This is a genomic window from Vreelandella sp. 162(4c), from assembly GCF_058152265.1.
Window position 1 is genome coordinate 2,137,519 of the sequence record NZ_CM176981.1, and the last position, 14,367, is coordinate 2,151,885.

Consider the following 14,367-nt stretch of genomic DNA (forward strand, 5'->3'; position numbering starts at 1 on the left):
CGCGCTTGCTAGCCAAAAGCTGCTAACAAAAAGCCCCTTCACTGGAAGGGGCTTTTTGAAAGAAACCTTGTGTACCATTTCTTAAGTACTACTTCCAGTACCGTCTTAGCAACATGTAACAGGCTGTACCTGAAATGACCGTTATTTCCAATACGTCTTAAAAATAACAATCTAGAACATGCTACTAGAAAATGGTAGCGGGGACCGGATTTGAACCGATGACCTTCGGGTTATGAGCCCGACGAGCTACCAGACTGCTCCACCCCGCATCAATCTAGGTCGACGATAATAGACACTAAAGCCACTTACGTCAAGAACTACTTGCTTCAAGAACCACTTACTTAAAGCTGTCTTTTTCGCCTCAGGTGCCAATGGGCATTCTGGTAACAAAAGAAACGTTCTGGGAAGCTGGCGTGCCAGCAAAACAGATGGTGCCGAAGGCGGGACTTGAACCCGCACGACCATACGGTCACTACCCCCTCAAGATAGCGTGTCTACCAATTCCACCACTTCGGCATCAGGGGAGGCTAAAAAACAGCAGCTGCTTACTCGCTGCTTTCCTCTAGCACTGGCGCGGTATTATCCACGTCCGCAGGCCTGTCGTCAAGCGTCGGGACGCTTTGCTGCTGCTCGATCAAGCGCGAATCGGGAATACCTGCTTCCGGTGCCTGGCCCGCCTGGGTGGCAAAGTAAGCTAGCGCCATTGAGGTGACGAAGAAACCCGCCGCCAAAATAGCCGTTGTGCGCGACAGGAAGTTACCACTGCCCCGCGAACCAAATACCGTTTGTGATGCACCGCCTCCGAAAGCGGCACCGGCTTCGGCACCTTTACCCTGCTGAAGCAGAATGAGTACCACCAGGGCGACCGCAATCACCACATGAATCATAAGAATTGCAACTTGCATGGCGTTATCCTGCTGACTGACAAATGGCATAAAAATCATCGATCTTGAGTGAGGCTCCGCCCACTAGACCGCCGTCGATATCTGGCTGAGCAAGCAGCTCAGCCGCATTGCTTGCGTTCATACTGCCGCCGTAAAGCAAACGCAGTTGCTCGGCGAGGCCCTTATCGAAACCCGCCTGGTAGGCACGGATGCCTGCCATAACGTCCTGGGCTTGCTCAGGCGTTGCCGTGCGCCCAGTGCCAATGGCCCAAACAGGCTCATAGGCAATCACGACCTGCTTACGCTGGTCGGGCTCTAAGCGGGACATTACATAGCCCACTTGACGAAGCACCACATCCATCGTGCGCCCTGCGTCGCGCTCCTCCAGGGACTCACCCACACAGAGGATCGGCGTGATATCCACGCTCAATGCTGCTAGCAGGCGTGCAAAGATCTGTTCATCGCTCTCTTTGTAGAGCTGACGTCGTTCAGAGTGCCCCACCAATACGTAAGAGACCGCAAACTCTTTTAGCATGCGACCACTTACTTCGCCGGTATGCGCCCCAGAGTGAATAGGGTTCAACGTTTGCGCGCCCAATGAAAGCACCGTACCTTCAAACGCGTGGCGCGCCGCATCCAAATAGGGGAACGGCGGAATGATAACGACATCCACGCTCGTTGGCGATACGGCGGCGGAGAAGGCCTGGCCGAATTCATTGATTAACGCCACGGAACCGTTCATTTTCCAGTTACCGGCGATTAAAGGCGTACGCATCGACTCTCCTCACTCAAGGTGGAGCGAAATGGTATAGGAGCGGCCTTGTCAAGACAACCGCTGTTATAACCACAAGCTGGGTTTACCAAACCAGTTTACCGAACCGGTTAGCTGAACACATTTAATTAAGTAGCGCCTGAACCTGATCGGCCAAGCTATGCGCCAATTGATCGACATCTAAATGGGCACGTCCTTCCACCATTACTCGAATAAGCGGCTCAGTACCTGAGGGACGTAGCAACACTCGCCCCTCATCACCTAACTCATGCTCTAACGCAGCCACTGCCTGCTGAAGCGGCGCAGATGCCATCACCTCTTTGGCGCTGGCATGAGCGGGCAAACGTACATTAACCAGCGCCTGGGGCACTTTCTCCAACTCTTTTAACAGTGTCGGGAGGCTTTTTTGCTCGCGCATCATCAGCGCCAATACCTGCAACGCGGAGACAATGCCGTCGCCGGTGGTCTGCACGTGGGCGCACACAATATGCCCCGACGACTCACCGCCCAGCTCCCAACCATTGGCGGCCATACGCTCCATCACAAAGCGGTCACCCACCTTTGCGCGCTCAAAGGGGATTCCCAGCTTATCCAGCGCCATCGACAGGCCAAAGTTTGACATCAGGGTGCCCACCACGCCGCCTTGAAGCAAGCCACGCTCGTGGCGATCTCGGGCAATCAGATAGAGAATATCGTCGCCGTCGACTTCCCGCCCGTCGCCATCTACCAGCAGCACGCGGTCGCCATCGCCATCAAAGGCGATCCCCAAATCCGCATTTTGCTGAATAACGGCAGCGCGTAGAGCCGCGGGGTGCGTTGAGCCCACCTGCTGGTTAATGTTTAACCCGTCAGGCGCAGAGCCAATGGTGGTGACATCAGCCCCCAGCTCGCGGAACACATTGGGTGCGATATGGTAAGTGGCACCGTGAGCACAGTCTAAGACGATTTTAAGGCCGTGCAGGCTAAGCCGGTCAGGCAAGGTCGATTTACAGAACTCGATGTAACGGCCTGCGGCGTCGTCGATACGCGTTGCCTTACCCAGCTGCGCGGCCTCGGCCGTGGTCAGCGGCGCTTCCAGCATCGCTTCGATACGATCTTCCGTGTCATCGGGAAGCTTCTTGCCCTCAGCGGAGAAGAACTTGATGCCGTTATCATCAAAGGGGTTGTGCGATGCCGAAATGACGATGCCTGCATCGGCACGGAAGGTGCGCGTTAAATAGGCAATACCCGGCGTGGGCATTGGCCCCAGCAGTGATACATCGACACCCGCTGCCGAGAGCCCCGCCTCTAGGGCGGATTCAAACATATAGCCAGAGATCCGGGTATCTTTGCCGATCAGTACCCGCGTTCGACCTTTATCACGGCGCAGCACCTGACCCGCCGCCCAGCCCAGCTTGAGCATAAAATCAGCGGTAATCGGTGATTTACCCACCGTGCCGCGAATACCATCCGTCCCAAAATAGCGCCTTGTCATGCGTCAAACTCCTTATTTAGCGGCGGCTCGCAGCCTTCTTGTAGTACCGCCCACGCCATATTGACTGCATCGACCGTTGCAGCCACGTCATGCACGCGCAAAATATTTGCCCCTCGCTCAACCGCCATGGCAGCGAGCGCCAAACCACCGGAGAGACGCTCCTCCACTGGTCGACCCAACACTTTTCCAATCATACTTTTGCGTGACATACCCACTAGCAGCGGGAGCTCCAGCGATTGCAGAGACTCCATGTATTTGAGTAAGCGTAGATTGTGTTCGACGGTTTTGCCGAAGCCAAAACCAGGGTCAACCAATAGACGATTGCGGCGCAGACCGGCCGCCTCGCACTCAGCAATCCGACGGGCCAAATAATCCGCCACCTCTTCTTCAATCGGGCGCTGATAAGTGGGCGACTGCTGCATATCCTGCGGCTCGCCCTGGCGGTGCATCAAACAGACGGGCAGCCCGCTACCCACCGCGGCCAGCAGGGCTCCCTCGCGCTCTAACGCACGCACATCATTAATCATACCAGCGCCCAGTTCGCTCGCCTCGCGTATAACCGTCGGGCAACTGGTATCCACCGACACCAACGCATCCAGCTCGCGTACCAGGACTTCCACCACTGGCGCCACCCGGTCTAGCTCCTCCTGGGGGCTGACGGGGGTAGCCCCAGGGCGGGTCGATTCGCCGCCCACATCTATCATCGCCGCCCCTTCGGCCAGCATCCGCTCAGCGTGGCGCAAAGCGTCATCCAATGCCACGTGCTGGCCACCGTCAGAAAAAGAGTCCGGGGTCACATTAAGAATACCCATTACCCTGGGAAAGGAGAGATCCAACAGATGGCGCCCGCAACGCAGTTGGAGAGCATTTTCTGCGTTTCGTGAAGAGGACGTGTCCAGAATTGATTTCATGCTGCAGCCTGATCAAGAAATGAAACATTGCTGTTATGTATACAGCATATCAAAAAAGGCGCCCCATGACGGGGCGCCTTTGGCTCATACGGCAGTGCTGGCTTATGAGCCTGCAGGGCCACCTAGCGGGTCTGAGGGACGGCGACGCGGCCCGTCGTCATCTTCTTCACTGTCACCACCGGACGCATCGCCTCCAGAAGCGTTTGAAGAAGCATCGTCTTCAGCCTTCGCTTGCGGCTTGTCATCGTTGACAGGCGTACCGCCACCGGATGAGTCACCGTCATCCCAACCTTCCGGCGGGCGCGGCTCACGACCTTCCATGATGTCCTTCAACTGCGTGGCATCAATGGTCTCGTACTTCATCAAGGCCTCGGCCATGGCGTCCAGCTTATCGCGATTATCGGTCAGGATTTGGCGTGCCTGCTCGTAGCAACCGTCGATGATTTTGCGGACTTCCTTATCAAGGCGCGTGGTGGTGTCACCAGACTTCATCTTGCCACCACCCTGACCCGGGCCGCCGAGGAACTGATGCGACTCATCCTCGTCGTACATGATCGGGCCCATTTCGTCCGACAAGCCCCACTTGGCAACCATGTTATGGGCCAGCTCAGTAGCACGCTTGATGTCGTTTGAGGCGCCGGTCGTTACACCATTCGGGCCTAACGTCATTTCTTCGGCAATACGGCCACCAAACAGCGAGCAGATCTGCCCCAGAATTTGCTGACGGGAGAGGCTGTAGCGATCCTCTTCCGGCAGGAACATGGTGACACCCAGCGCACGGCCACGGGGAATAATCGTTACCTTATAGACCGGATCATGGGAAGGCACGACCAGACCGATAATGGCGTGACCCGACTCATGGTAAGCGGTATTGAGCTTCTCTTTGTCGGTCATGACCATCGATTTGCGCTCAGCGCCCATCATGATCTTATCCTTCGCGAGCTCAAGCTCTTCCATGCTGACCAGGCGCTTATTGCGGCGCGCGGCAAACAGAGCGGCTTCGTTGACTAGGTTGGCCAAATCCGCACCAGAGAAACCAGGCGTACCACGTGCGATCAGCTGCGGTTTTACGTCATCACCCAGCGGCACTTTACGTAGGTGAACGCCCAGAATATGCTCACGGCCACGGATATCCGGCAAGCCGACCGTTACCTGACGGTCAAAGCGGCCTGGGCGCATTAACGCAGGGTCAAGTACGTCAGGACGGTTGGTCGCAGCAATAACGATGATGCCTTCGTTGGCTTCAAAGCCATCCATCTCGACCAGCAGTTGATTCAACGTCTGCTCGCGCTCGTCGTTACCGCCACCCATACCGGTGCCACGTGAACGGCCCACGGCGTCAATCTCATCGATAAAGATAATGCACGGCGCCTGCTTTTTGGCCTGCTCGAACATGTCGCGCACACGCGATGCACCGACACCGACAAACATTTCAACGAAGTCAGAACCCGAAATAGAGAAGAACGGCACTTTGGCTTCGCCCGCAATGGACTTCGCCAGCAGCGTTTTACCGGTACCCGGGGGCCCTACCATCAGCACGCCGCGGGGAATCATACCGCCCAGGCGCTGGAATTTGGTTGGGTCACGCAGGAAGTCGACCAGCTCTTCTACTTCCTCCTTGGCTTCATCACAGCCTGCCACATCGGCAAAGGTGGTTTTGATCTGATCTTGAGAGAGCAGTTTGGCCTTCGATTTACCAAAGCTCATCGGGCCGCCTTTACCGCCACCGGCTCCGCCCTGCATTTGGCGCATGAAGAACATAAAGATGCCCAAAATCAGCAGAATCGGGAAGCTGGCGATCAGTAGCCGCGTCCAGATACTTTGCTGCTCTGGCTCTTTGCCCACCACCGTCACATTGTTGCTCAACAGGTCGTCCATCAGCTTTGGATCTTCCGCTGCTGGGCGGATGGTCTGGAACTGAGTGCCGTCCGTGCGCTCACCGCTGATGGTGTAACCATCAATCGTTACGCTACGTACCTGCTGATTTTGCACCTGCTGCACAAACTGGGAATAGTTTGTGTTTTGCGGTGCGCTTTCCGTACTGAAATTGTTGAACACTGTCAGTAGGACGGCCGCGATGACCAACCACAGAATCAGGTTCTTCGCCATATCATTCAAGGGGCTACCCTCATTACAAGAATCCGTCAGTTAAACCCTGGTGCTTCATAAAGTCTTTTACCAATAAGCTTAGTAATACGACATTACATCAGCATCAAGCGTTCAACCATTGCCAAAGCGTCTTATGCCTCGGGCCATCTGTGTCACGCGCACTTATGGCGACTAATGTGACACACGTTGCGCTTGCCTGTCTGGCAATCGCGCTGATAAATCTTGGCTATGAACCACACGGGCAGCCTCTCATGTTAAGGAGAGTCACCCGCGAAACCCTTCGGCCAGAAAATAGACTTCACGGGAACGCGCCCGGGAGGCGTCTGGCTTACGGGTTACTACCTTGTTAAAGCTGCCGCGCAATTCTTTCAAATAGGCGTCAAACCCTTCCCCCTGGAATACTTTAGCTAAAAACCGGCCACCAGGTGACAACGTTTCGCGGGCAAGTTCTAACGCTAGCTCCACTAAATACATCGCCTGGGGCTGATCAATCGCCGCCATACCACTCATATTGGGGGCCATATCCGACATCACAAGGTCTACACGGCGATTATCCAGGCATTTTAGTATCGCCTCCAGCACCGCCTCTTCAGTGAAATCACCTTGGATAAAATCCACCCCGGCCAGTGCATCCATCTCCAGAATATCAGAGGCAATCACCACACCTTCAGGCCCTACCCTTTCCGCTGCAATTTGACTCCACCCGCCGGGGGCGGCGCCCAGATCAATCACCGTCATACCGGGACGCAGCAGTTTATCTTTTTCATCCAACTCAATCAGCTTATAGCTGGCACGGGAACGGTAGCCATCTTGCCAGCTCTGCTTCACGTACTGGTCGTCAAAATGCTCCTTCTTCCAGTTATTGCTGGTCTTGCTAACGGAATGTTTTCGGTTCGGGGGCTTTTGCTGCATGTGGGAGTCTAACACTGGAATAAGAGATGGGCGCATTCACGCGATCGCTTTCACTCGGTGACGTTTCACCGTAAGATGGAGCGTTAAGCGCTAACCGGGATACCGCAAGATACCATGAGCTTGTCACAGGCACAAAAGAAAGCATTTCGTAGCATTGGCCACCATCTTAACCCAGTGGTCACCGTTTCTGAGAACGGCGTCTCCGAAAATTTGCTCGCAGAACTCAACCGCGCACTCACTGATCACGAACTGATCAAAGTGAAACTTGCCCTTCCTGAGCGGGATGATCGTGCTGCCATGATAGCCGAACTGATCGCCAACAGCCGTGCCGACTTGGTGCAAACCATTGGCAAAATGGCGCTGCTCTATCGTAGAAATCCGCAGGTGAACCCGAAGCTTTCTAACGTTACCCGCTTTGAGAACCACCACGGCCGCCATTAAGCGTTAAATTCAACGCGTGCAATAGAGAGTCGCCGTACGAAAGCGCCCCTTCAACTGACTCCAGAGTCAATCGAAGGGGCGTTTTTTGTCATACGTGTTCGACGCTACCTACTTCGTACTCCACGTCACCGCCGGGTGTTTTGACCACCACGACATCACCCTCTTCTTTGCCGATCAGGGCACGGGCAATCGGTGAGGTAACCGAGATACGGCCAGACTTAATATCCGCCTCATCTTCGCCGACGATACGGTAAGTGACTTCCGCATCAGTATCCAGATTCATTAGCGATACGGTTACGCCGAAAATCACTTTGCCAGTTTTCGGCAGCTTGGTGACGTCAATCACTTGAGCGACAGAGAGCTTACTTTCGATCTCCTGAATTCGCCCTTCGATAAACCCCTGCTGCTCGCGAGCGGCGTGATACTCGGCGTTCTCTTTAAGATCACCGTGTTCACGCGCTTCGGCGATGGCCGCGATCACCTGCGGACGAGCTTCGCTTTTAAGGTGGTCGAGCTCTTCACGAAGGCTTCTTTCTCCCGCAACTGTCATCGGGACCTTGTTCATTGACTTGCTCCTGCATGCAGATCCTGAAGGCGCCGCACCGTAATCTCCCTACCGTACTCAAGCGCCATGCAAACAGCATTAGCGCCCGCCAAGGTGGTCGCATAGGGCACCTTGCGCGAGAGAGCAGTACGGCGAATGACCGAAGAGTCGTTAATAGCCTGACGACCTTCAGTAGTGTTCACAATGTAGGCGATTTCGTCGTTCTTAAGCAGATCGACGATATGGGGACGGCCTTCGTAGACTTTATTGACGTGTTCCACGGCAAGCCCGGCAGCTTCAAAAGCAGCCGCTGTTCCCCGTGTAGCACATAGCGTAAAGCCTAATGCTAACAGAGAACGCCCCACTTCGATAATCCCCGCCTTGTCCGGTTCGCGCACGGAAAGGAATGCCTTGCGCTCACCGGTAAGTCCAGGAATGGCCTCACCTGCCCCCAACTGCGCCTTGAAGAAGGCTTCTGCAAAGGTGTCGCCAGAGCCCATCACTTCGCCGGTGGACTTCATTTCCGGCGACAGAATCGGGTCGACACCGGGGAATTTATTGAACGGGAAAACCGCCTCTTTAACACTATAGAAGTGCGGCACGATCTCCTGCTCAAAGCCCTGCTCAGCCAGGGTTTTACCGGCCATGCAGCGGGCCGCAATCTGCGCCAGCGAGGTGCCAATGCACTTGGACACAAAGGGCACCGTACGCGAAGCGCGGGGATTCACCTCGATCACATAGATCTCGCCATCCTGCCAGGCCAACTGCACGTTCATTAAGCCTTTAACGCCCAGCTCAACCGCCATCTGCTTCACCTGATGGCGCATCTCGTCCTGCACATCCGCAGGCAGCGAGTAAGGCGGCAGCGCGCAGGCAGAGTCGCCGGAGTGAACGCCCGCTTGCTCTACGTGCTGCATGATGCCGCCGATCACCACCTGCTGGCCATCCGACACCGCATCGATATCGATCTCGATCGCAGCACTCAGGAAGTGATCCAGCAGTACCGGGGAGTCGTTTGAGACCTTCACCGCATGGGTCATGTAGTTTTCAAGCTCGGAGGCGTCGTAGACGATCTCCATCGCCCGGCCACCCAATACGTAGCTGGGGCGAACTACCAGCGGGTAACCAATCGCTTCGGCTTTATCGAAGGCTTCGGCAAAGCTGCGTGCGGTCGCGTTGGGCGGCTGCTTCAGGCCCAGCTTGTCGATCATCACCTGGAAGCGTTCACGGTCTTCTGCGCGGTCGATAGCATCCGGCGTGGTACCAATGATCGGCACACCGGCAGCTTCTAGCTCACGGGCCAGTTTCAGCGGCGTCTGACCACCGAACTGGACGATCACGCCTACCGGCTTCTCTTTATCGGCGATTTCCAGCACGTCTTCCAGCGTTACCGGCTCGAAGTAGAGACGATCAGAGGTGTCGTAATCGGTCGAGACGGTTTCCGGGTTGCAGTTGACCATGATGGTTTCATAGCCATCGTCGCGCATGGCGAAGGCGGCGTGAACGCAGCAGTAATCAAACTCGATGCCCTGACCGATCCGGTTAGGGCCACCGCCCAATACCATGATCTTCTGACGGTCAGAGACATCCGCCTCGCACTCTTCTTCGTAAGTGGAGTACATATAGGCGGTATCAGAGGCGAACTCCGCGGCACAGGTATCGACACGCTTATAAACCGGGCGAATGCCGGCGGCCTGGCGGGTTTGACGGAACTCTTTTTCGCTGACATTCAGCAATTTGGCCAGGCGTGCATCGCCGAAACCTTTGCGCTTGAGCTGATAGAGCTCACGGGCAGAGAAGTCAGCCAGCGTACGTTTGGCGACGGCGTTTTCAGTCAGCACCAAATCTTCCAACTGCACCAGGAACCAAGGGTCGATATTGGTCAGGGCAAAGACGTCATCGACGCTCATGCCGGAACGCATGGCGTCCGCCACGTAGAAAATACGCTCTGCGCCGGCGGCCTGCAGCTCGCCCTGGATAATTGCCATGTTGTCCGGCGTGAAATCGGTAATGATCGGATCGAGACCATCGTTACCGGTTTCCAGGCCACGCAGGGCTTTCTGCAGCGACTCCTGGAAAGTACGCCCAATCGCCATCACCTCACCCACCGACTTCATCTGCGTCGTTAGGCGATCGTTGGCCTGGGGGAACTTCTCGAAGGTGAAGCGCGGAATTTTGGTGACCACGTAATCGATAGACGGCTCGAACGATGCCGGCGTTTGACCACCGGTAATATCGTTCTGTAGCTCGTCCAGGGTATAGCCAATCGCCAATTTCGCGGCGATTTTAGCAATCGGGAAACCGGTCGCCTTTGAGGCCAGCGCTGAAGAGCGTGACACCCGCGGGTTCATCTCGATAACTACCAAACGGCCGGTTTTGGGATCCATACCAAACTGGACGTTAGAGCCACCGGTCTCTACGCCAATCTCGCGCAGTACCGCGAGGCTGGCGTCACGCATGATCTGATACTCTTTATCGGTCAGCGTTTGCGCCGGCGCCACGGTGATGGAGTCGCCGGTGTGCACGCCCATGGGGTCGAAGTTCTCAATCGCGCAGACGATGATGCAGTTGTCGTTTTTATCACGCACAACTTCCATCTCGTACTCTTTCCACCCCAGCAGCGACTCATCGATGAGCAGCTCGTGGTTATTGGAAAGCTCAAAACCACGGGTACAGATTTCTTCGAACTCTTCCTTGTTGTACGCCACGCCGCCGCCGGAGCCGCCCATGGTGTAGGAAGGGCGAATAATGGTCGGGAAACCCAGTTCAGCCTGAATCTCCCAGGCTTCATCCATGGTGTGGGCGACTTTCGCTTTCGGGCACTCCAAGCCAATGCGCTTCATGGCCTGATCGAACAGATCACGGTCTTCGGCCATGTTAATCGCATCGGCGTTGGCACCGATCATCTCGACGCCGAACTTCTCCAGCACGCCATGCTTTTCAAGCTCGAGGGCGCAATTCAGCGCCGTCTGGCCACCCATGGTCGGCAGAATGGCATCAGGGCGCTCGGCTTCGATGATCTTCTCCACCGCCTGCCAGGTAATCGGCTCGATGTAGGTGGCATCGGCCATGGCCGGGTCAGTCATGATGGTGGCAGGGTTGGAGTTAACCAAAATAACCCGGTAACCCTCCTCGCGCAGCGCTTTACACGCCTGGGCGCCGGAGTAGTCGAATTCGCAGGCCTGGCCGATCACAATCGGGCCAGCGCCAATGATCAAGATACTGTTGATGTCGGTACGCTTAGGCATAACGGTTCCCGCAAAAAATGGTGACGATGAGCGACAAAAGACGGCGATACGGTGATGCTAGGGACGCGTTAACGGCGTGCCTGCATCATAGCCACGAAGCGATCAAACAGCGGCGCCATATCACGCGGGCCGGGGCTCGCTTCCGGGTGGCCTTGAAAGCTGAACGCCGGTCGGTCGGTAAGCTCGATTCCCTGCAAGGTGCCGTCGAACAGCGAACGGTGCGTTGCGCGCACGTTAGCAGGCAGGGTCGCTTCATCCGCCGCAAAGCCGTGGTTCTGGCTGGTGATCATCACGGTGCCACTATCCAGATCCTGCACCGGGTGGTTGGCACCGTGGTGGCCGTGGCTCATTTTGACCGTTTTGGCACCGGCGGCGAGCGCCAGCAGTTGGTGGCCCAGGCAGATACCAAACACCGGAATATCGGTTTCCAGCACGTCCTGAATAGCCTTGATGGCGTAATCGCAGGGCTCCGGGTCGCCAGGGCCGTTGGCTAAAAACACGCCATCCGGATTCATCGCCAGCACCTCAGCGGCAGGTGTTTGCGCGGGCACCACCGTCAGGCGGCAGCCGCGAGCGGCCAGCATGCGCAGGATGTTGAATTTCACACCGTAGTCGTACGCCACCACATGGTAGGGGCGCTCGCTTTTGGAAGCATCAGCGTAGCCTTCACCCAGCGTCCACTCACCTTCCGACCACTCGTAGGCTTGTTTACACGACACCTCTTTGGCCAGATCCATCCCCTTCAGGCCAGGGAAAGCCTTGGCGGCTTCCAGCGCCCGTGTGACCGCATCATCGCCCTCAGCATCTACCCCGGCCAGAATCGCCCCGTTCTGCGCACCTTTATCACGCAAAATGCGCGTTAGACGGCGGGTATCGATATCGGCAATACCCAGCACGTTCTGGCTTTTCAGGTAGTCCGACAGCGACTGCTCAGAGCGGAAGCTGCTGGCCATTAGCGGTAAATCGCGAATCACCAAGCCTGCTGCGGCAATAGACGCTGACTCAATGTCTTCAGCGTTAATGCCAGTATTGCCGATATGGGGATAGGTGAGGGTAACGATTTGGCGGGTGTAGGAAGGGTCGGTGAGGATTTCTTGATAGCCGGTCATGGCCGTATTGAACACCACCTCACCGCTTGTTAATCCGTCCGCGCCAATGGCGATGCCGTGGAACACGCTGCCATCTTCCAGGGCCAATATTGCGGGTTTGCTCAATGCGGGGTTATTCAAAACAAGATCCTCCCATGCTGGTGGGAGCCTGTGGGGCGCAGGCTCAGCAATTTCTTGATTATCCGCGACGTAACACTATCGCTAATAAAAACTATCACTAGTAAAACTGGGGTCGTAAAAAAGCGGGACGAAGCCGATAAAAAGAATCGGTTTCATCCCGCTTGTTGTTCGATGCCTTTCTGATTCGCTTAGCCTCTAGCGTTACGCTTAACAGCAGCACCGCTTTATAGCAGCAAACCCTGAGGAGGCAGGCTTTGGGTTGACCAACGCAACAAGCGCGCCGTTTAAGATTTCCAGGCCACCCGGCCAAAATTTTTGAAATGTTACAGGAATTCTTGGTCGAAGACTACCCCTTGATGGCAGGACTGTTCTAGCGCCCTGCTCAAGCAGTGACAGGCAATCCCCTACTCTAGCCCCAATACATCCTGCATGTCGTAACGGCCGCTCTCTTTGCCAGCGACCCAGCGCGCCGCGCGAACCGCACCTTTGGCAAAGGTCATCCGGCTGGAGGCCTTGTGAGTGATTTCAATGCGCTCACCTTCGGTAGCAAACATTACCGTGTGCTCACCCACGATATCGCCCGCGCGCACGGTGGCAAAGCCGATCTCTTTGTCGGTGCGTGGGCCGCACTGCCCGACTCGCTCAAACACGCCGTGCTCTTTAAGGTTACGCCCCAGGCTGTCGGCAATGACTTCGCCCATTTTGATCGCGGTGCCGGAAGGCGCATCAACCTTATGGCGGTGGTGAGACTCGATCACTTCAATATCGTAGCCTTCATCGCCCAGCGCTTTGGCAGCGGTTTCGAGCAGTTTCAGGGTCAAATTAACCCCGACGCTCATATTGGGCGCGAACACCATGGCTACCTTGTCGCGGTAGCTATCGAGCTGAGCCAACTCATCATCGCTCATGCCAGTAGTACCAATCACGATACGTTTGCCGTGCTCTGCGCAGAACGCCAGATTACCAAGCGTGACCTGAGGGGCCGTGAAGTCGATCAACACATCAAAATCATCGGCAATCGACGTGAGCGAATCGACCGCGACAACGCCGCGCTTCCCGACACCTGCAAGCTCGCCAATATCAGCGCCCGCCAAGGAGCTGCCTGGCTCCACGATCCCGCCAGCTAGCGTCGCCTCAGCATCTTGCTCTACAGCATTTACCAACGTACGGCCCATGCGGCCAGCCACGCCTACAATGGCAATTCGGGTCATGCGAACTCCTGAGCTCTAGGTTTCAGTGCGTAAGACTTATGTTTCAAAATCAGCGCGATTATAGCAGACCCATCGATGCCTTCGACGCTCTCCGTTTATAGCTGACCAGTCGTTATCTAGTTCTCCCACACAATCGCCAACTCTTCATCACCGGCCATACGCATCAGGTGGCGCTCGACGACCCCCTCCAACTCATCCAGATGCTCCTCTTCCAGGGTTTCGAGGGCCACCACCAATTTATCGGCCTCAGCAACCATTAAGCAGGTGCCAGTGGCAAACGTAATGGTGGCCTGCTGATCGCTTTGCTCGACCTCCAGCTTATGCGCCCAGTGTTTACAGAGCCGATTAATTAAACGCTCGGCGGAAGGCGTGGCAACTTCGACACGAGATAAAGGCATAGCGGCCTCTCCAAAAATGTAAGTACTTACAAACTAAGTAATCCTTCAACAATGAGCCGTTAGAGCCAAATATGTGAAGCCATCACCGTAGGATAAATGCTCAGTATAAAGCGTAGCATGTTGACCATTAAGCGCGGCACCCTAATAATGCCGCCCAAACGCTAATCAGTTACAATAGCAATTGCATCTCTGTGCTATCACCGTTAATGCGCATCAGCGATGCCGCCCTGTTAA

General features: G+C 55.8%; 12 protein-coding genes and 2 tRNA genes. 1 reads left to right on the forward strand and 13 read right to left on the reverse strand.

Annotated elements, in window-relative coordinates; translation table 11 throughout:
• Window positions 1-192: 192 nt before the first annotated feature.
• The 8 genes from AC4EYZ_RS09685 to rlmE form a co-directional block, all read right to left on the reverse strand.
• A tRNA-Met gene (locus AC4EYZ_RS09685) sits at window positions 193-269 on the reverse strand.
• Window positions 270-429: 160 nt separating this feature from the next.
• A tRNA-Leu gene (locus AC4EYZ_RS09690) sits at window positions 430-516 on the reverse strand.
• Between the two features lie 29 nt (window positions 517-545).
• A complete protein-coding gene (gene secG / locus AC4EYZ_RS09695) occupies window positions 546-905 on the reverse strand; it encodes a preprotein translocase subunit SecG (RefSeq protein WP_022520708.1) in 360 nt (119 codons plus the stop codon).
• Window positions 906-909: 4 nt separating this feature from the next.
• On the reverse strand, window positions 910-1,659 hold the full coding sequence (gene tpiA, locus AC4EYZ_RS09700) for a triose-phosphate isomerase (RefSeq protein ID WP_009287925.1): 750 nt from the start codon (window positions 1,657-1,659) through the stop codon (window positions 910-912).
• A gap of 121 nt (window positions 1,660-1,780) precedes the next feature.
• The gene (gene glmM, locus AC4EYZ_RS09705; protein ID WP_022520709.1) at window positions 1,781-3,130 is read right to left on the reverse strand and encodes a phosphoglucosamine mutase; all 1,350 of its coding nucleotides are present in this window, start codon (window positions 3,128-3,130) and stop codon (window positions 1,781-1,783) included.
• Window positions 3,127-4,041 (reverse strand): dihydropteroate synthase, encoded by a 915-nt coding sequence (folP, locus tag AC4EYZ_RS09710; protein WP_022520710.1) that lies wholly within the window; start codon window positions 4,039-4,041, stop codon window positions 3,127-3,129. Before folP ends, glmM begins: the two co-directional genes overlap by 4 nt.
• Window positions 4,042-4,143: 102 nt before the next feature.
• Window positions 4,144-6,159 (reverse strand): ATP-dependent zinc metalloprotease FtsH, encoded by a 2,016-nt coding sequence (gene ftsH, locus AC4EYZ_RS09715; RefSeq protein WP_022520711.1) that lies wholly within the window; start codon window positions 6,157-6,159, stop codon window positions 4,144-4,146.
• 255 nt (window positions 6,160-6,414) lie between these two features.
• A complete protein-coding gene (gene rlmE / locus AC4EYZ_RS09720) occupies window positions 6,415-7,062 on the reverse strand; it encodes a 23S rRNA (uridine(2552)-2'-O)-methyltransferase RlmE (RefSeq protein ID WP_027958245.1) in 648 nt (215 codons plus the stop codon).
• 114 nt (window positions 7,063-7,176) lie between these two features.
• Between rlmE and yhbY the strand changes: the two genes are divergently transcribed.
• Window positions 7,177-7,503: a ribosome assembly RNA-binding protein YhbY gene (yhbY, locus tag AC4EYZ_RS09725; protein WP_022520713.1), complete on the forward strand. Its 327-nt coding sequence runs from the start codon at window positions 7,177-7,179 to the stop codon at window positions 7,501-7,503.
• 88 nt (window positions 7,504-7,591) lie between these two features.
• On the opposite strand, the gene greA is transcribed toward yhbY, so the two are convergent.
• From greA to AC4EYZ_RS09750, 5 genes are all read right to left on the reverse strand, one after another.
• Window positions 7,592-8,068, reverse strand: coding sequence for a transcription elongation factor GreA (gene greA / locus AC4EYZ_RS09730; protein ID WP_009287920.1), 477 nt, complete (start codon window positions 8,066-8,068; stop codon window positions 7,592-7,594).
• Window positions 8,065-11,295, reverse strand: coding sequence for a carbamoyl-phosphate synthase large subunit (gene carB / locus AC4EYZ_RS09735; RefSeq protein WP_400672733.1), 3,231 nt, complete (start codon window positions 11,293-11,295; stop codon window positions 8,065-8,067). The genes greA and carB overlap by 4 nt, the downstream gene beginning before the upstream one ends.
• A 68-nt stretch (window positions 11,296-11,363) precedes the next feature.
• Window positions 11,364-12,509 carry a glutamine-hydrolyzing carbamoyl-phosphate synthase small subunit gene (carA, locus tag AC4EYZ_RS09740; RefSeq protein ID WP_474191483.1) on the reverse strand — a complete coding sequence of 382 codons (1,146 nt, stop codon included), beginning with the start codon at window positions 12,507-12,509 and terminating at the stop codon, window positions 11,364-11,366.
• A gap of 419 nt (window positions 12,510-12,928) precedes the next feature.
• Window positions 12,929-13,735 (reverse strand): 4-hydroxy-tetrahydrodipicolinate reductase, encoded by an 807-nt coding sequence (gene dapB / locus AC4EYZ_RS09745; RefSeq protein WP_159175955.1) that lies wholly within the window; start codon window positions 13,733-13,735, stop codon window positions 12,929-12,931.
• Between the two features lie 116 nt (window positions 13,736-13,851).
• Window positions 13,852-14,133, reverse strand: coding sequence for a DUF2218 domain-containing protein (locus AC4EYZ_RS09750; RefSeq protein WP_022520719.1), 282 nt, complete (start codon window positions 14,131-14,133; stop codon window positions 13,852-13,854).
• Window positions 14,134-14,367 lie beyond the last annotated feature (234 nt).